18 protein-coding genes and 1 pseudogene are annotated in these 18,962 nt (G+C 46.0%); 9 read left to right on the forward strand and 10 right to left on the reverse strand.

The annotated features are described in order from the left end of the window. Positions 1-17: 17 nt before the first annotated feature. The 4 genes from B3182_RS09920 to B3182_RS09935 form a co-directional block, all read right to left on the reverse strand. Complete coding sequence (locus tag B3182_RS09920; protein ID WP_272998051.1) at positions 18-941, reverse strand: WYL domain-containing protein; 924 nt, start codon at positions 939-941, stop codon at positions 18-20. Between the two features lie 317 nt (positions 942-1,258). Then, the gene (locus tag B3182_RS09925) at positions 1,259-1,558 is read right to left on the reverse strand and encodes a hypothetical protein (RefSeq protein WP_182819760.1); all 300 of its coding nucleotides are present in this window, start codon (positions 1,556-1,558) and stop codon (positions 1,259-1,261) included. Positions 1,559-1,645: 87 nt separating this feature from the next. Continuing rightward, positions 1,646-2,551 carry a 3'-5' exonuclease gene (locus B3182_RS09930; protein ID WP_272997319.1) on the reverse strand — a complete coding sequence of 302 codons (906 nt, stop codon included), beginning with the start codon at positions 2,549-2,551 and terminating at the stop codon, positions 1,646-1,648. A gap of 383 nt (positions 2,552-2,934) precedes the next feature. Next, positions 2,935-3,198, reverse strand: a complete 264-nt coding sequence (locus tag B3182_RS09935) for a hypothetical protein (RefSeq protein ID WP_272997321.1) — start codon at positions 3,196-3,198, stop codon at positions 2,935-2,937. Between B3182_RS09935 and umuD the strand changes: the two genes are divergently transcribed. Then, complete coding sequence (gene umuD, locus B3182_RS09940; RefSeq protein ID WP_000116661.1) at positions 3,197-3,646, forward strand: translesion error-prone DNA polymerase V autoproteolytic subunit; 450 nt, start codon at positions 3,197-3,199, stop codon at positions 3,644-3,646. The genes B3182_RS09935 and umuD overlap by 2 nt on opposite strands. A 7-nt stretch (positions 3,647-3,653) precedes the next feature. Further along, positions 3,654-4,922: a translesion error-prone DNA polymerase V subunit UmuC gene (umuC, locus tag B3182_RS09945; protein WP_272997332.1), complete on the forward strand. Its 1,269-nt coding sequence runs from the start codon at positions 3,654-3,656 to the stop codon at positions 4,920-4,922. 10 nt (positions 4,923-4,932) lie between these two features. On the opposite strand, the gene mobI is transcribed toward umuC, so the two are convergent. After that, complete coding sequence (mobI, locus tag B3182_RS09950) at positions 4,933-5,376, reverse strand: conjugative transfer protein MobI(A/C) (RefSeq protein ID WP_272997334.1); 444 nt, start codon at positions 5,374-5,376, stop codon at positions 4,933-4,935. 464 nt (positions 5,377-5,840) lie between these two features. On the opposite strand from mobI, the gene B3182_RS09955 reads away from it, so the two are divergent. The 3 genes from B3182_RS09955 to B3182_RS09965 are packed head-to-tail and all read left to right on the forward strand — an operon-like array spanning position 5,841 to position 8,330. Then, positions 5,841-6,815, forward strand: coding sequence for a ParM/StbA family protein (locus tag B3182_RS09955; protein WP_008305551.1), 975 nt, complete (start codon positions 5,841-5,843; stop codon positions 6,813-6,815). Positions 6,816-6,817: 2 nt separating this feature from the next. Continuing rightward, positions 6,818-7,087, forward strand: a complete 270-nt coding sequence (locus B3182_RS09960) for a hypothetical protein (RefSeq protein WP_292354916.1) — start codon at positions 6,818-6,820, stop codon at positions 7,085-7,087. Position 7,088: 1 nt separating this feature from the next. Further along, the gene (locus B3182_RS09965) at positions 7,089-8,330 is read left to right on the forward strand and encodes a tyrosine-type recombinase/integrase (protein WP_292354915.1); all 1,242 of its coding nucleotides are present in this window, start codon (positions 7,089-7,091) and stop codon (positions 8,328-8,330) included. A gap of 16 nt (positions 8,331-8,346) precedes the next feature. Here B3182_RS09965 and B3182_RS09970 read toward each other — a convergent pair whose 3' ends face one another. The 5 genes from B3182_RS09970 to B3182_RS09990 form a co-directional block, all read right to left on the reverse strand. Next, the gene (locus B3182_RS09970; RefSeq protein WP_000127614.1) at positions 8,347-8,541 is read right to left on the reverse strand and encodes a helix-turn-helix transcriptional regulator; all 195 of its coding nucleotides are present in this window, start codon (positions 8,539-8,541) and stop codon (positions 8,347-8,349) included. Positions 8,542-9,291: 750 nt separating this feature from the next. Continuing rightward, complete coding sequence (locus tag B3182_RS09975) at positions 9,292-11,349, reverse strand: sensor domain-containing diguanylate cyclase (protein WP_292354833.1); 2,058 nt, start codon at positions 11,347-11,349, stop codon at positions 9,292-9,294. Between the two features lie 78 nt (positions 11,350-11,427). After that, entirely contained in the window at positions 11,428-11,793 is a 366-nt protein-coding gene (locus tag B3182_RS09980; protein ID WP_292354831.1) for a TraR/DksA family transcriptional regulator, read from the reverse strand. Further along, positions 11,793-12,653: a universal stress protein gene (locus B3182_RS09985; protein WP_292354829.1), complete on the reverse strand. Its 861-nt coding sequence runs from the start codon at positions 12,651-12,653 to the stop codon at positions 11,793-11,795. Before B3182_RS09985 ends, B3182_RS09980 begins: the two co-directional genes overlap by 1 nt. A 20-nt stretch (positions 12,654-12,673) precedes the next feature. Further along, on the reverse strand, positions 12,674-14,164 hold the full coding sequence (locus tag B3182_RS09990) for a SulP family inorganic anion transporter (RefSeq protein WP_292354827.1): 1,491 nt from the start codon (positions 14,162-14,164) through the stop codon (positions 12,674-12,676). A gap of 365 nt (positions 14,165-14,529) precedes the next feature. Here B3182_RS09990 and B3182_RS09995 point away from each other — a divergent pair, with 365 nt between their 5' ends. From B3182_RS09995 to B3182_RS10010, 4 genes and pseudogenes are all read left to right on the forward strand, one after another. Then, a complete protein-coding gene (locus B3182_RS09995; RefSeq protein WP_292354826.1) occupies positions 14,530-15,825 on the forward strand; it encodes a mechanosensitive ion channel family protein in 1,296 nt (431 codons plus the stop codon). Positions 15,826-15,882: 57 nt separating this feature from the next. Next, entirely contained in the window at positions 15,883-17,112 is a 1,230-nt protein-coding gene (locus B3182_RS10000) for a multidrug effflux MFS transporter (protein ID WP_292752624.1), read from the forward strand. A gap of 71 nt (positions 17,113-17,183) precedes the next feature. Then, positions 17,184-18,554, forward strand: a complete 1,371-nt coding sequence (locus tag B3182_RS10005; RefSeq protein ID WP_292354822.1) for a TolC family protein — start codon at positions 17,184-17,186, stop codon at positions 18,552-18,554. Further along, positions 18,551-18,962: pseudogene (locus B3182_RS10010) on the forward strand (efflux transporter periplasmic adaptor subunit); the annotation flags it as partial. The gene B3182_RS10005 and the pseudogene B3182_RS10010, both read left to right, overlap by 4 nt.

Raw genomic sequence — 18,962 nt, forward strand, 5'->3', positions numbered from 1 at the left:
GTCGCTACATCATTCGATTAACTTGTTCTGCCAGGCGCAATGCTTAAGTTTGTGACACCATAAAGTGCCTGGCTGTTACGCAACCAAAGCTGATACTCAAAGCCCATTAATGAGTGTTCCGTAGAACAATCAACATGCCATTGGCGAAGCAAATACCCAGCGGTTGCAGCTCTAATCTCAACCTTCATCACGCCCCCCGTCATGCCATAGTCCAGCTCTATCGCTTCGCTGTGCTCAATACGTGGGTGCGGCACTAACTCTAGCTCTACAAATCGATTCCATTGCCGATCTTGGGTTTCGAGCTCCGTTTCAGACAACGTAGAGTCTTCAAGCACAACCGCTGCTTTAATGCGGGTCAATACAAAGTCACGGAACTCACCATGCTTGCGGTCAAAACCACGAACATGCCAACGCAGGCCATTGTCCACCAGCGTATGCGGTACAATTTCACGCGTGGTTTCACCGCTCGATAACGACACATAGGTGATACTCAAGGCTTTGCCTTTGTGTATGGCCTCGGTGACTTTCGCCACTATAGATAGGCTTGGCTTGTTTAAGTGATAAGGCGCTTCACACGCCAGTGGTGGTTTTACCTTTCCAGTGAAGCCATCTCCGTACCCTTGGCTAATGGTTGCCAGTGTTCTCACAACGTCGTAGTCGAACAAGGGTTCAAAAGCTTCACCACGCTTATGCAACTTGAGCTTTTGGTCATACTCAATGTTGCCTGGCGCGAGCTCTCTGTACATTGTGAAGTCTTTCGTTGCCTGTGCAGCGGCTATGCTGAAGCGATCGACTAAGTCCGCCCGTACCGCTTCTCCCTTAAACAATAAGGTGAAATCGATGTGGGCAATGCGATCCCTGGTTGCTTGTGGCAACTGCGCTATCTGCAAAAGCCTATCTGACTTCGCCACTACTGTTTGTTTCAGACCATCATTTGTCATGCGTCTTGTTTATCCAATTCAACCAGTTTCTTAAAACTCTGTTTATACAGTAAGGACCGACATCGCGTAATCACATTGAAAAGCATCACTCAATGCTGCTCTTCATTCGCAATGACTTAGCAATCTCTACCGGTTGAAGCTGGACAGATGGCCATAAAACACTGAATAGGCTTCAACCTAATTAATTTTATTAGGTATCATCCTATCACAAATTATTTTGTAGGGAAGACTAAGCGGCAACTTTTTGATCTGGATTGCAATTGCCGCTCAGGTATGGGCGTGAAGACATTGTTTCATACCATTGATGATAGCCGCTATCAATGCGCTACCCGAACCAGTGGCACCACGATTTTACTGCGATGAGATACCCCTTTGTCCGACTCTGTAGACAGCAGAGCCCGTTGCTCACTCTCCCGAATGCGCCTGGCAACTTCTGCCTGGGCTGGTAGCAATGGCAGCATCCCTTCAGCAATCGCCTCTGGGGCAGACTCTTGGCCACAGGACATCAAATGCTTCCATGGATCTTTAAGAAAGCGCTCGAACGTGATGCCAAATTCAATGATGCGGGCAGAGACGAAGATTTCGCCCCAGTATTCAATGTAGGTGTCTTGGTACATGGAAAGATTCCTCTTATTGGTTAAACCATGAGTTCACTTTCCATTTTCCAGAGGTTTTCAAATATGCAAGGCTTACCTTGTAGAGAGCTACAAAGCTTTAAATCTATTGCGGGCATCTTTGTAGTCATAGTGGGCATGTTCTGAGCCACGATGATACAAATCATCCAGGTAAGTTTGTTCCTGCGGCAACTCGTCTTCGCTGATTTCGCGCCACCAATGTTTGTTGGCACCTTTAACACCGTCATGCCAGCGGTAACCACGCTCTTTTAAATAGTCCTTTACGTCAAACGGCGCACCAAACGCACGAACTAACACAGTTCGCCTGTCTGCTTCAGACAACAAGTTTGCAACGGACTCGGGCAACAATTGAAACAACCAGGACATCGCCAAACAATCGGTTGCAGCTCGGTGTCCTTCATAGAACCAACCTAAGCGAAGCAGCAGGTACTCAAGTTTCCGACTTTCAAAGCCCAGTGCTTTCCAATCTATGCCGCTAGCTGAACAGGCCCAAGATAGATGGCCTAATGCAGCAAACCGCTTTTCAAAGAAAGGACGATCAAACTGCGCATTGTGTGCAACCACCAGCGGATCATCTGATAACCAACTCGCTACCAGTGAATCATCAATGTGCTGGCCTTGCACCATATCATCGGTGATACCGGTTAAGTCGGTAATCAGCTCGGGGATTGGCTTGCCGGGATCTTCATACAAGCTGATCACATCAACAATCGACACAATCCGCTGAGCAGAGGGGCTGTAAAGCACCTTAACCATACCAAGCTCAATAATGGACTCGTCCTCGGCAGACAGTCCGGTTGTCTCTGTATCGAGCAGCACCATTGGCTGTTCATCACCAACCATAGGAGAAAGTTCAAGTGGCCAGGACTGCGGCTCACGCGTTAATGGAATACGCTCCAGCAATCTAAAATCTTCTGGTCTTTCTGGGATATCCGCGAGGCGCTCTAGCGGAAATGGTGCAGGGGCTCTTGTCATTGATGGTTCCTCTTCAATTCTATTGTTCGCTTTAGGTGATTTCACTGTGCCACAGGTTTTTCTAAATGCACCTTGGATACCTCAGCGTTTTTTTAATCTTTCTACTGGGTGAACCCATGTATGAAGGCTTTGGCTAAGCCTTTCAGAAAGCCTTAGCTAAACCCTTTAGGTAACCCTTACCGATACCCTTTAGGTATGGCTTAGCCAACCCTTTTTCAAACGGTTGAAAAAGGCTTGAACTGAGTTCGACTGAGCATTTTAATGATGCTCCTGACTTCGCTTTAAGCCAGTAAATTCAATACGAAGCAGAATTTTACTAACTGTTTTTAAACCCTTTGCAAAGGGTTCAACAAGCCTTGTTTGACGGTTACTTGACCCATGCGTTAACCAGTAGCAGTAGCAGTAACAGGATCAGTAACAGAAACAAGAGCAGTAGGCAGAAGCAGTATTGTCCAAGCCTTGCAGGCTTTGACGAGGGCGAGCAATCCCCACATCAAGCTTTTCAACACAAAAAAGAAATCACCCACGACACAACGTCTTACTCGAACAACTACAGTTTTACCTACAATTTTACTTGTAGAAATCAGCATAGCATTAGATACTGTATAAACAAACAGTATTAATTCTATTTTTTCGAGGTTCGTCATGAGTGTCTCGCTGATAGGCCGTAGCGGCGCACTTGCCTTCATCAAAGCCAAGCGCCTTCGTATTCCATTGTTCATGGAACGTGTTTCTGCTGGTTTTCCCTCACCAGCGCAGGATTATGTTGAGCAAACGCTCGACCTCAACGAGCTGTGCATCAAGCGACCGGCTGCAACGTTCTTTGTGCGTGTTGAAGGTGATTCAATGATTGATGCTGGGATTCACCCAGATGATATTTTGGTGGTTGATCGTTCTGTTCAAGCAGAACACGGTGACATTGTCATCGCTGGCATCCATGGTGAACTCACGGTAAAGGAGCTTCAACTAAGGCCGTGCGTCAAGCTGATCCCAAGAAACCAGGCGTATGAGCCCATTCATATTCCTGAAGGGGCAGAGTTAGAGATATTTGGTGTGGTCACCAATGTGGTGCGAAACATGCGCCGTAAGTCGTGACTGTCCCATGCCTGTATTTGCCTTGGTGGACTGCAACAACTTTTACGCCAGTTGTGAGAAGCTGTTTCGTCCTGATTTAAAAGATACGCCGGTTGTGGTGCTGTCCAACAATGACGGCTGCGTGGTTGCACGCTCGCGTGAAGCTAAGTTACTCGGTATTAAAATGGGCGTACCCGTCTTTCAGATCAAAGCCGAAATGCAGCGCCATGGCATTTTGGCATTCTCCTCTAACTATGCGCTGTATGCAGATTTAAGCAGTCGAGTGATGCGCACTTTGGAAGAGATGGCACCACGAGTAGAGGTTTACTCCATTGACGAAGCGTTTTTGGACTTAACCGGTATTGAGTCTGCCATATCCCTTTTCGAGTTCGGACAACAAGTGCGAGAGCGTATAGGCCACTGGATTGGGATCACCGTCTGTGTAGGCATTGCACCGACTAAAACACTCGCCAAGCTGGCTAACCATGCCGCCAAGAAATATCCTGCTACTCAAGGAGTTGTAGACCTGACCAATCCAGATCGGCAACGTCGATTGCTCGCATTAGTCCCTGTTGATGATGTTTGGGGCGTTGGTAGACGGCTTACTAAGCGTTTAAATGCGTTGGGTATCACCACAGCCTTAGATCTCGCCAATGCCTCTCCTAGAGCCATCAGAGACCAGTTTTCAGTGGTTTTAGAGAGAACCGTCAGAGAGCTCAATGGTGAGTCGTGCATTGAACTTGAAGAGATCCCGCCAACTAAGAAACAAATCGTCTGTAGCCGTTCATTTGGCGCAAAAGTAACGCAATTTGAATTGTTACGTGAGGCCGTATGTGAATACGCAACCCGCGCCACTGAGAAGCTACGCAAAGAACAGCAGCAAGCCAAAGTGATGACCGTGTTCATACGTACCAGCCCCTTTAAGGACAACGAGCCGCAATACAGCAACTCTGCATCGGGCGAGTTGTTGATACCCAGTTGTGATACGCGGGATTTTATTGAGCTGGCCAATCACTTACTCAAGCGGATTTGGAAGGATGGATTTCGTTATGCCAAAGCGGGCGTCATGCTGTCTGACTTTTACGATCCAGGCATGTTTCAACCAGGACTATTCGATGACGTATCGACCCGCTCTAATAGCCAGCAGTTAATGTCTGTATTGGACACCATCAACCAAAGCGGTGCCGGAAAGGTTTTCTTTGCTGGACAAGGTACGAAGAAAGATTGGTCGATGAAGCGAGAGCATTTGTCTCCCGCTTATACAACACGCTGGGACCAGTTACCGCGAGTGAAATAGCGCCGATAATTCAGTAGGCATTCACTCTGCGACGCAGCATGTTGAGCTTATCAACTTGGCGTCGAATATCACTGAAAAATTCCTCTTTCTCCATGGCCAGCGCTAACTCCCACTCTTTGGCCAAACCTTGGCAGTCCAAAAATGAGTATCTCAGCTTCGTCTTTGAAATACGCAGTCCTTTACTAAAGACCACGCGCTTGCCTCGTTGACCGTGAAAACTGTTGATGTACCACTCGATGCCAAAGCCATACTTAAAGTCTCTGATACGGACACCAAGCAGACCCCAGTCTTTAAAGGACGCATTCTCACGAACCTTGTAATGGGTAACCCAAAAGTCATCAACTTCAGCTCGTGCCAGCGCTTTTAGTCTGTCCGTTTCTTGCTGAAGTAAATTTGATACATCTGCTTTCCATTGTTCATTGACGATTTCTACCAAACCAATTTCCTCACCCAATTAACCCCAAAAGCCAAAACCACTATCCGTTTGGCTTTTGGATCGAAACGCCAAACGTAAAACTGCCGTAACAATCGCTGTTTGGCGTCTCGATATAAATCGACTCGCTCAATCCCATACCTGACAAGGGATACAGGCCGATTTCACTTAAGAATGCCTGAAATGACGTATCGCCATGAAGATACAAACCGTTTGGCGAGTTCAGGCCAGAATGCAAACGACGTTTGGCGTCTCGATTTTTTTGGCTCAGTCATCCGCCGCCAAACAGAGCCTATTCTCATACTTTTGCGAAAATGCAATAGGCAGATAGATGAAAGGATTTGTCACCTTTCTGCCCACCGCCAGTGCACCGAATCCTGATAATGACATTTGAGTGAACCGCCAGAGCACTTGGACATGCCCAAGCGTGACCAGCGCGGTTGATTGAAAACCGTTAGAGCACTTTGAGTGCACAGGAGATAAGTATGTTTGTACTAGGCGTAGATATCGGTTACTCAAACCTGAAGCTGGCAATTGGCCAATCAGGCAGTGAACCGAAAACCATTATTCTGCCAGCGGGTGCCGGTCCTGCGGATCGTATGCCGGAGCGTATCGGTGGAGGCGATGATGAAACTTGTTTGTATGTGTCTGTCGATAATGAGCGTTGGGCGGCTGGTGTGCCTGCTGGACGCCTTCAAGGCTGGGAACGAGAGCTTCACCCGGAATATCCCACCACAAAAACCTATAAGGCGCTTTTTCATGCCGCCTTGTTAATGGCTGAAACAGAATCCATCGATTTGGTTGTCACTGGATTACCGGTTTCCCAGTTTCATGAACCACAACGTAAGTCTGACCTTGTGAAGCGTTTAAAAGGTGTCCATCAAGTGACGCCTAAGCGCAGCATCACCGTTCATGACGTCAAAGTACTACCACAGCCTGCCGGTGCCTACATGGATCTAGTTCAAACAGGTGGTGATTTGGGCTTGATTGAAGAAGGTCGCGTCGTCGTCATAGACCCTGGCTTCTTTTCAGTTGACTGGGTTGCCCTTGAGGCCGGAGAAATTCGCTACAGCTCATCAGGAACCAGTCTTCAGGCAATGTCCGTGCTACTGGAAACGATTGATAAGCTGATTTCGGAAGATCATGGTGCCAAAGTGGGTATGGATCGACTTGAAAAAGCCATGAGAACAGGCGACTTACAGGTGCTGCTATTTGGAGAAAAAGTCGATATTTCACCTTATCTGAATGCTGCCATGAAAAAGGTAGCGCCTGTTGCGCTTACAGCCATGCGTCAATCTATGCGCGACGAAAGCATTAATGCGGACTTGGTATTGATCGCCGGAGGTGGAGCCTTGGCTTATAAGGAAGCGGCCAAGGAGATTTTTTCACGAAGCAAGATCATCGTGCCTGAGCAGTCTGTTTTGGCGAACGTCCGAGGCTTCTGGTTTTATGGGGCCTGATTATGAGAGTTGTCGTCAACATTCCCCCAGGGAGCCACCCAGAACTACTCAAAGAATTGGAAAAGACGCCGCCACGGGAACGCGCTGAGCGTCTGCGGATGCTGGCCACCTTTGGGTTAATTCACATGAGCCAACCCAATCTATCCACGGCATATGTACCGGTGGATGGCCATGCTCCAGAAGTTGAAATTACTTCTGTGAGTACAGCGCCAGAACCCAAAGCAGAATCACGTAAACAATCATTAAAATCAAAACTAGGGCTGGGCTTATAACATGGCGTTATCAGTTAGCTGGCTCGATGCCAGGTTAAATAAAGAAGCAAAAGAAACCGTAGTAAAAGCCGACCGAGATGGGTTAAGTGCTCGGGTATCGCCCAAGGGCAAAATTGTTTTTCAGTTTCGTTATCGCTTCGATGGCAAGCAACAGCGGGTAGACATAGGTACTTACCCACTAATCAAGCTTGCTGAAGCCAGGAATGAGCTGGATAGGTTAAGGGCAGTACTTGATCAGGGCAGAAATCCCAAGCTCTACCTTCAGCAGGAACGGGCCAAGTATTCTGCCAACCAAAGTTTCGAATCGATTTTTCGAGACTGGATAGACTCTGCCGGTAAGCAAGGGCTAAAGGAGAAAACGTGGCACTTCCAAAAACGCAGCAGTGAAATATATTTGCTGCCTCGACTTGGCAAGTATCCATTAACTGACATCAATGAATTGTCCTTAAGAAACTGTCTTCGTGAGGTTTCGGAGTCGTCTCCTTCAAACACAGAACGTCTAGTGTCTGTGCTGCATAAGTTCTATGACTGGCTGATTGATGAACAGATCTTGGAAATTAACGCTGCTGCTGGGATCACAGCAAAGAAGGTTGGCGGTAAGAAAGGCAAACGAACTCGGGTGCTAAATGACAACGAGATCAGGATACTTTGGCGCTATTTGCATGAGTCAAAAATCACTGAGAAGAATCGCATCTACATAAAATTGCTTCTGTTATTGGGAGGCCGTAAGGGAGAACTCATTCAAGCTGAAAAGCATCACTTTGACTTGCAATCTGCAATGTGGACAGTGCCCATAGAGATCCGCAAACAAGGTGAGAAAATTGGAGCGCCGATCATGCGGCCATTGATTAAGCCAGCTATTGAGCTGATTGAACTGGCGATGCAGATGAGCAAATCAACCTACTTGTTTCCCGCGAACGGACAAGAAGAACTTGCCACAAATGGCTTTGATACCACTATTCCTAATAATGTGAAAATCTGGGCTCGCAGATCGCTTGGTGTTGAGATGGAACATTGGTCTATGCATGATCTTCGCAGAACGATGCGAACGCGAATGTCAGCCATCACCACGCAAGAAGTTGCCGAGTTGATGATTGGCCACAGCAAAAAAGGGTTGGATGCTATCTACAACCAATATCAGTACCTGGGTGAAATGCGTCATGCTTACGACGTTTGGTATCAACAGCTAGAAACCATCATCGAGCCGACAGGCTTTCCATTCAACTGGCGTTTCGGACAGTAAAATAAAAGAAAGAGGCTCAGTCCTCTTTCTTCTCATACTCCTCCAAGTCTTCAATGTGCCACAGCTTGTTTCGTGTATTTCGGTTGATACGAGGTTGCGGCAAGCTGCCATCTTTTATTCTTCGCCAGAGCGTCGTATAGCTAATGTGGTAACGAGCCATCACTTCGTAAGACGTTAGAAAAGGGGTTACCTGGTGCGCTACTGCTGTCATCTGCATTCTCCTGAAAATCAATGTAAAGCTATCATCGCCTGATTCATCACTTGTTGATGGTCAGAAAGATGCATGATTTGTTCAGAAGATTAGCCTTATCAAAACACAAATGTTGCTATTAGGTACTTTTCAGCTCAAACCTATGAATAACAAGGGCTACAAGGCGGTTTGTGTCATGAATAGCAATCAACACGCCTAACGAGAAAAATTTGTACACACTGTTTGTACACTCGCAACGATGACACACCAAAAACCACAATGACGAACCCTTTAAATTCATAAGCTTATAAACAAAAAACTAGAGATGATCGCATTTTTTCCGCTTTTGTGATATCGAAACCAAAGTACCAAAAGCAAGAGGTACTTTCTTCATCAAACCCAGTAATCACAAGGCCTACAGCCAGATTTGTGTCATGAAATTTTCGCCAAAGGCCTCTAAAACGGAATTTGTACTCAAGTTTGTACACACTTTCCGAGGTTACGCTTGAACATCATTGAAAAGCAAAGAAACGAGAAAAAGACAAAAAGCCTTTAAATTCAGTACGTAGAGATGTGATTGTGGTGTGCAATGAAAGGTGGTTTTAAGCGTTGAAAGGCTGGGTGGCATCAGGGTGGGAGATAATGGCAAAGGTGCGTCGTTTTGAGACTTGTTTCTGTAACAGGCTTTCGGACATATTGACTCAGTTTTAAATTAGATAGGCCAAGCAAACTTGGCAGCACGCGCAATAAACCGCGTATTTTGGATGAAAATCAGGATGTAGACAATTCGGCACTTGCCGCTTCAACACGATTACGACCAGATTGCTTGGCACGATACATAGCCTGATCGGCTCTTTCTAACAAACGCCTGCGACTTTCAGCGCCTGTTATTGCTTGAGCGACACCGATACTGACGGTAATTTTGCCGACAGTTTCGAACTCAACCATTTCAATATGTTGACGCAGACGTTCTGCCAGCGCCATGGCTTCATCCAATGTGTTATGCGATGCCAGTACAATAAATTCTTCACCACCCCAACGACCTAAATGGTCACTGACCCGCAGTTTTGATTGCACTTCCTCTGCAAGCCGGGTTAAAACCTGATCGCCCATATCATGACCATAGGTATCATTGACCGATTTAAAGTGGTCTACATCAAACAGTAATACCGAGCATGGGTGTCCATAACGTTCGACGGCGGCCAATTCGGCATCAATGGCCAATTCCATTCGATAGCGATTCCAGATTCGGGTCAACGTATCCGTATGCGCAATCTCTTTAAGCTGTTTATTAGCACGTTGTAATTCTTTGTTGAGTCGGTTGATTTGGTGCACCGTAATCGCTACTGCCAAATCTTCAGCTAAATCCTGCGCTGCATGCTGTTGACTTGCTGACCAGCGTTGAGCTTCACTCTCAATGGTTTCTACCCAAATTTCATGACCACGCTCTTCAACACGATGCAGTGGATTCGATGTCTCAGCTTCTATTATCTGTTTTTTTCCCACCCAACTGCATTGCATTTTCTCAGCGTCACGAAACAACAAAAGCCATCCAGATTGGTTGTGTTCGATTGGTAAAGGCACGGCTAGTAGACCTGCCCGTTTTCGTAGGTTAACCAGGGTATTCAAGGCACTCTTTGACAGATGGTCACACGCCCAGCAGGTCTTATGGCCGATATTTTCTGTAAGCCATTTACCGACAAGGTCCAGCTCAAAGTTATCCAGGGTTTCTCCGGCACATCGCACTTGCTCCTGGTATAACAAAGCGATACCGCTGCAATTAAACAGCTTCATCCAGTTCTTGGCATATTTATCGAGTAATGTTGTGGGCTGGACAACTTTGTCACGTTCCGCTGAGAGCAGTTCACGGCTATTTAAGACCTGCTCCAGAAACTGGGCCTGTTGTCGGGCTTGCAATAAAAATAATCGTTGAGATGCCATTTGCACAAGATTAAAGGCAGCATCGCGTTCCGCTGCCGAGATATCACTCGCAGCGAAATGATGACAGGTCAGAATGCCCCATAGCCGTTGTTCATCTGTTATCGCAATGGATAATGAAGCACCTATATTTATCTCGCACAGATACTGGTAGTGAAATGGAGATAATGCTCTGAGTACACCGGCCGTTAAATCCGGTGTTGGCAAACTGATTGAGTCTGAAGTCGGCACCAATGGCACGACCTTGGCACTAACATCCGGTACGTGACGCAAAGGATTGGTCGCATACCGATTTCTTACTATGCTGGGAATATCACTGGCAGGAAACCGGTAATTCAATAAACTTCTGGCAGGGTCACTGCATTCTTCCGCAATTGCTATGCGTTGCCAGTGCGAATCAAACTGACATAACAACACGCGATCATAGCCCGTCACGGCCTGCACACTTTGCACTAGCATTTGTTGTAACTGACCAATTTGCTGAACCTTTGCCAAACGACTCAGCCATTCATTAACGATTGGCAATAAACGCTGTTCTCCGGAACGGGAAAGCGGCTCAAATTCCACGATGATGGAGCCATCATAGTGGTAAGCCATCACATGAAACCGCTGATATGATCCATTTACCTGACGATTAATAGTGAATGGCGCGGAAAGACGTGAGTTTTTAGTGAGCGCCTGCTGCAAGCGGTGTTGTAATTTGCCCCCCAGAATATCTCTTGGTGACGACATCAGGGCTGCATCTATTGAAACACCCAATATATTCTGTAAATTGGCACTGACCTGGAAAACTTTCTGTAAATCAGCATCAAAACGGATTAAACAACCGAAGGGCTGGATACCTTCAATCATAATCTCTGGATGATGTTGTTCTTCAAAAGTGCTTTCCACAGAATCTTCTCCAACAAACGATTGAAGCCCTGTACTGCTAAAATAATTGTAGGCTCAAAACAATTAAAAATCAGAATATTAATCGGAGATCTTATCCGCGCATTGCAGACACCAGGTAACCGTGGGATCAAAAGTTAATCTGGCCTCTGTAATGGCCTCATCACAAAGATAACAAAAACCAAAATCATCGTTATTTATGCGGTTTAAAGCGCCTTCTATAGCTTGCAGTTTGCGTTTAAGCCTTAACTGGACTTCAGTGGCAAGCTGTTGATCCTGCAACTCATCAATACGTGACAAACGGCCCATTCGCGATTGATCAAGCTCAACCACCTGATGTGAATCTTCAGTAAGTGATTGTTCCACTTCCTGTTTGAGTAAAAATAATCGTTGTCGATAATTTTCCAACTGCACAATATTCATTGGATTAAGGAAAAGTACTTCCATTAACGAAGCAACAGGATTGGGATATCACTCATCCTGACCATCTTGGCGGTATTGCTGCCGACCAAAAACTGGCGAATACGCGAATGACCATATGCGCCCATTACCAGCAAATCAATATCATTATCACGTTGATACTGATGCAAGGCGGGTTCTACTGCGCCTTGAATTAATGCTGCAGTGACATCAAACCCAACCCCAGTCAGGCGCTGTACGGCTGAATTTAACTGGGCTTGATGGTTATTATCATCTTCAGCCACCATAACAATGTGTGCTGGCATCTCCTTAAGCAAGTCACTTTTAGCAACCTTTTCCAATGCTTTGGTAGCCGTTTCACTGCCATCATAAGCAATCATAAAATTTTGTGGAGTTTTGAAGTCAGGCAAGGTAATCAGAATCGGTTTATTCAATGCACGGATAACATTTTCCAGATGACTGCCCAGACTATGTGTTTCATTTTCATGAGCCTGGCCCTGACGACCTAACACCAGCACCCGAGTGTCATCCTGCAGATCAGACAAGGTTTCCATCAAACCGCCGTGACGTTGATGCGTGGTCACTTCAACGGCACCATGTTGTTGAGCTAATGCTCTGGCATCCTGCAAAATATTTTTGCCATGCTCCAAAGCCAGCCGACCACGCTTCTCGTCAAGCTTCACTAATTCTTCAAGCAAATGTTCCCGACTGCCTAACCCAATATTGCCAGACAGATTTTTACTGTTTTCAGGTTTGGGATATTCGGTCTTATCCAAAACATGCAATAAATCCAATGGTGCTTGCAACTTAGCACTCACCCAGGCTGACGCTTTACAAACTGAGGGCGAAGTTATCGAGCCATCAATACAGGCAATTATTTTTGTCATCTCTCTCAATCCTCTACTTATTAGTGACCGGCGAGTATTTTTTCGACTTCTTCTGGCTTATCGTGCACACCAAATCTGTCGACAATCGTCGCGGTGGCTTCATTCATGCCAACCAGCTCCACTTCAGTACCTTCACGACGGAATTTGAGCACTACCTTATCCAGTGCAGAAACAGCGGTGATATCCCAAAAGTGGGCATGGCTCAAATCAATCTCGACGGTATCCAGTGCTTCTTTAAAATCAAAAGCCGCAGCAAATTTATCCGATGATGCAAAGAAGATCTGACCTCTGATTTCATAGCGTCGCTTAGTATCCTGTTCACTGAGATCGCTTTTGACCACCATAAAGTGAGCAACTTTGTTGGCAAAAAACAAGGCAGCCAGTAACACACCAACAAACACCCCAATGGCCAGGTTATGTGTTGCAACAACAACCATTACCGTGACCACCATGACGATATTGGTTGAAAGCGGATGTTTTTTCAGGTCTCGTATTGATGCCCATGAAAAGGTACCAATCGAAACCATGATCATTACCGCTACCAAAGCAGCCATGGGAATCTGAACCAGCAGATCGTCCAGAACCAAAACCATAAACAATAAAAACAGACCGGCGGTCATCGTTGACAATCGTCCTCGCCCACCTGACTTGATATTGATAATTGACTGACCAATCATCGCACAGCCAGCCATACCACCCAAAAGCCCTGAACCGATATTCGCAACACCCTGACCTTTACATTCTCGGTTTTTATCACTGGAGGTATCGGTTAAATCATCAACAATGGTGGCCGTCATCATTGATTCCAATAAACCAACGACAGCTAAGGCCATCGCATAAGGGAAAATAATAGCCAGTGTTTCAAAAGTTAATGGTACATCGGGCCATAGAAAAATAGGCAAAGTATCGGGTAAATCGCCCATATCACCTACCGTGCGGATATCGATATTAAACACAACTGCAACAACAGTCAGCACGATAATAGTGACTAATGGAGAAGGTAATAAACGGCCAATTGTAGGAATATAGGGAAAGAGATAAATAATGCCCAGCCCAGCAGCTGTCATGACATAAACGTGCCAGGTAACATTCGTCAACTCTGGTAATTGCGCCATAAAAATCAAAATAGCCAGCGCGTTAACAAAGCCTGTCACCACTGAGCGTGAAACAAACCGCATTAAATTTCCCAGTTTTAAATAGCCCATTACTATCTGGATAATCCCGGTAAGCAAAGTGGCTGCCAACAGGTATTCCAAACCATGCTCTTTAACCAATGTCACCATTAATACCGCCATCGCCGCAGTGGCAGCAGAGATCATTCCTGGACGTCCACCCACGATGGAAATAATGACTGCAATACAAAAGGAAGCGTACAAACCCACTTTGGGATCAACACCAGCAATAATAGAAAAGGCGATGGCTTCAGGGATAAGCGCCAAAGCAACAACAATACCGGCGATCAAATCGGCACGGACATTGGAAAACCAATCTCGTTTAAGGTTTTGCAACATTAATTCAGTTTCCTGCGTTCAAAAGATTTTTTTTCAGATAACAAATTATTGCCAAGCTGCGTGACATTATGATTTCGGCAGCTTTCATTAAACTGTGGTTATGACCTGCACAACCGCATTTTTGGCGGAGACGATGTGTTAAACATCACGGACCAGAAAGGTCCAGGGGGAAGTAATACGCTAGGGTGGATTACGCTTCACGTCAATAATTGGGCTTGTTTGGAAAACACGCCAATATACAGTAATTTACTGGGCCTTCAAAACTTTACGGAAACCTTGCCAACTTAAACAACGCCTTATGCCCCAGATTTCTGGGCCGTTTGAATGCTACAATCTGCCCCTGATGCAAAGCTGCGGAGCACAAAGTGGAAAGCTACACTCTTATAACTGAATGGCTGGAGAACTACCCTCATCTCTACACGTTGATTGGCCTGAGCTTGTTGATCCTGATCTCATGGGTCGCTAACTGGCTGGTCAAGCGTATTCTGGTTCGCGGCGTCTATCGCATTCTCAAAAACAGTGAGTTAGGCCGTTATTCTTCTCTAGCGGATTCCTCTTTTATCCGGCGCATGGCGAATATTGTACCGGCGCTTATCCTCTCCGCCGGGATCGTCATCATTCCGAACATTTCGCCCGTCGCCGTGGCAGTAGTACAGAATGTCACTACAGCATTTATTGTATTAACCATTGCGCTTGGTATTGGCAGTTTACTGACCATTGTCAATGAGGCGTATAACAAACGCCCTGATGCACACTTGAAACCGATTAAAGGTTATATCCAGGTACTCAAAATCGCTATTTATGCGATTGCGGCGATTCTGATGATTGCCTCCCTGATTGACCGTTCGCCATTAATATTGTTATCCGGTTTGGGTGCAATGGCCGCGGTATTACTGTTGATCTTTCAGGACACATTGCTGTCACTGGTTGCCAGTGTGCAAATCAGTTCAAATGATTTGATCCGGGTTGGTGACTGGATTGAAATGGCCCCGCTCAATGCTGACGGCGATGTTATCGATATCGCGCTACATACTGTTAAAGTGCAGAACTGGGATAAAACCATCAGCGTCATCCCCACCAAACGGTTTCTGACCGATCCGTTTAAAAACTGGCGTGGTATGCAGGAAGCTGGTGGGCGCAGGATTAAACGCAGTCTTTTGATTGATCAGCAAAGTATTCATTTTCTGTCAGAGGATGAATGCAAAAAACTACACCGTTTCAGCCTGATGAACGACTATTTAAAGCAGAAACAGAAAGATATTGATGAATGGAATCAACAATTAGCGGAATGGGGTAAAGAACCCGTTAATACCCGAAGAATTACCAATATTGGCAGTTTCCGGGCTTATGTCGCCAATTATCTGAAGAATCATCCCAGCATTCATCAGAACTATACATTGATGTCCAGGCAACTTGAACCAACGGCCAATGGTCTGCCGTTAGAGATTTACTGTTTTACCAATACCACCAACTGGATTGAATACGAAGGCATTGCATCAGATATTTTTGACCATCTGTTGGCAATTATGCCGGAATTTGGTTTACGGGTGTTTCAGCAACCTAGTGGCTTTGATATGCGTGAACTTAGACCACAGCCATTGCCTCAGCAGGATCCTTCAGTCAGTCCAGCTTTGGGAGACGCCCCAAAAAAACAAGATTAAATCATTATTGACTTAATTCGCCCGGTTGCTACATCAGAGAAAGCTGACTGATTAAAAATGGATAGAAATCTTTCCACCGATAAACATAACGTAGCTCAGCTTATTCTGCTTTTGGCCGGATTAACGGCTATTGCCCCATTGGCAATTGATGCCTATCTGCCAGCAATGCCATTGATGGCATCTGAATTCGCTGTCAGCATTCACGATATTGAACTTTCACTGAGTTTATTTCTGGCCGGTTTTGCTGTCGGTCAGTTGACCGGCGGGCCTTTGNNCCCTTTGTCCGATCACTTTGGTCGGCGTCGTGTCATCTTTGTTGGTCTCACCTTGTTCTGCATTGCCAGCATGGGCATTGTGCTCAGCCATACCCTTTATGGATTATGGATATGGCGAGTCATTCAGGCCATTGGTGGTGGTATGGCAATCGTTAACTCCTCGGCTGTAATTCGTGATATCAGCAGTGGTCGGGACAGCGCACGCTATCTCTCACATATGGCCATTATTATGATGATTGCCCCATTGATTGCCCCGCTAATCGGCACCCTTTGTCTTTATCTCGCTGGCTGGCATTCTATTTTTATTGTGTTATTTGTCTATGCATTGCTCATCGGACTGCTATTGCATCGCCTTTTGCCAGAAACCCGACAAATCAGTACCCACAAGACATCAGCGTTACGACGCTATATCGAAGTATTGTCGCACCGGAAAGCATTGGCCTATCTTGCAGCACAAAGTTTTACCTATGGAGGTCTATTTAGTTTTATTACCGCCTCACCATCGGTATATATGGTCTATTTTGGTGTTTCAGCTTCGGTCTATCCGTTCTTGTTTGGCATTAATGTGGTGATGATGATTGTAGTCAATCGCATTAACGTCAGATTATTATTTTTTTACGATCCGCCCTGCCTGTTAAGACTTGGACAAATTATCCAGGTCATTACCGGCGTATTGATGCTCATGTATATTCTGATCAGTCCAGATCCGTCATTAAGCATGATAGTTTTTGGCATCATGATATTTATTGGATCGCAGGCGCTTATCGTCTCCAATGCCATCGCCAGTACTGTGGAATTCTTTCCACGCAGCAGTGCTACCGCCACTGCTGTGCTGGGCTCGTTTGGTTTTTTATCGGGTGCAGCCAGTGGCTTACTGGTCAGTTCCCTGGGTGATGGCAGTCTTTGGCCAATGATTACCGTCATGACCGGCTGTGCAGTTTCAGGACTCACTCTTAAAACATTGATTTTGCGTAGCTGTCGTAATAATTCGCAAATAAAAAACGGCTGTTAACGTTGCATTAACCCTCAAACAACTAGATTGACTGTCATATTGACACTCATCTCTAGGGAGCGCGTTATCAGGTGAACGTTAACAGCCGACAACATTATTTAAAAAAACTGGTTTTTCTGCCATTACTGATGCTTACTGCATGCAGTATCACTCCAGAGCAACCGGATTATGCAGCGTTAATATCTGCAGAGCAGCAACGCGTTGAAAAATGGCAGAATTTTCCGCAACAAACCGACGTCGCTTATCTGAATGATTTGATCGATACCGATATGTTTGACAGATTATTGCAAACAGCAATGAAATCCAATCCCAGTCTGCAACAAACCTTGCTCACCTTACAGATCCGTCAATCACAACTGACTCAAGCTTCAGCCGAAAAGCGCCCAATTATCAGCAGCGGATTTTCGGCACTGAACAGTAGTGATACTGATGCCAGTTTTGGTGCTGATCTCAGTGTCAGCTGGCAAGCCGATTTATGGGGAAAACTGGCCGATAATGAACGTGCGGCAGAGCTTGATATCACCGAACAAAACCTGCTTTATCAGTCAGCACGTGACACGCTGGCTGCTGAAGTCATGCAGGTCTGGCTAACACTGATTGCCCAGCAACGAGCGATTAATATTGAACAGCAACGCAATGACAGTCTGCAGCAAACCGAAAGCTTTATTTTGCAACGTTATCGCCAAGGGCTGGGCACGCTTGAAGACCTGGATCTTGCTCGTAGCGCGGTCGCCACCTCTTCAGCCAGTGTGGAGAGCTTAACTGAAAACTATCGCCAGCAATCTATTCAGCTGAAAACCCTTATTGGGCAGGTAGATAATCCACAGTTTACTCTCCCCATTAATTATCCCGAAGTAGCCATTCCGGAAATTGATCTGCCCCAACAATCATTGAATCGTCGGCCGGATCTGTTAGCGGCTTATGCGGCCATTCAAGCGGCCAGTGCCCGGACCGAGGTTGCCTATAAAGACTTGTTACCCAGTCTGAATCTGCAGGCAGTGTTAGAAGATGTCAGCAGCTCTCCACGCGCCAGTTTATTTACTTCCCCGGTATGGAGTTTACTGGGCCAGTTAACCGCACCGTTATATCAGGGCGGACAGTTACGTGCTGAGGCAGAAATTAGCGAATTGGATACAGCAATTGCCTATCAGCAATATCGTGACACTTTGCTTAATGCAGTAACAGAAATTGAGCAGGCTTTAAGTCAGGAACAGGCTTTGCTTAAACGCCAGCAACATATCGAAACCGCTTTGGCGAGTGCGGAAAATAATCTGCAACAGTATCAGGCTAATTATCGTAGTGGCTTATTTACTATTCTGGATCTGTTAACCGTGCAACAGCAGACCTATGACTTGCAGGCACAACTTGATGATCTGATTTACCAGCGTTTATTAAATCGTATCTCACTGGGACTGGCTTTGGGGCTGGAGGTTAGAGCATGACCAAATTTGTTCAATGGCTGGTGTTTCTGGGTGCACTGCTTGTATTAGTTGGTGTTTATTTTCTGAGTCAATATCAAATTAATCGTTTTGCCAACCGTTCGTTACCTGTCCGTGAAGTCCCAGAAATACGACCTGAAGTCTCTGTAAAAACGGTTGAGCCGGCTACGCATCGATCACGTGTCAGTGCCTTTGGTGCCACAGAACCCCATTACACAATAAATCTGACCACGCAGGTTGCCGGACAAGTCGAACAGATATCGCCACAGTTTGAAACCGGCTACCGCCTGAAAAAAGGCGAACAGATGCTGCGTCTGGAAAACAGTGATTACCGTGCAGCAGTGGCTGCAGCCAAACAACAACTGGCAGAAGCAAGGCTCGCTTATCTGCAGGAAGAACGCCAAGGCTTGC

The organism is Methylophaga sp. UBA4204, from assembly GCF_002379485.1.
In the GTDB taxonomy this organism is placed as follows: Bacteria; Pseudomonadota; Gammaproteobacteria; order Nitrosococcales; family Methylophagaceae; genus Methylophaga.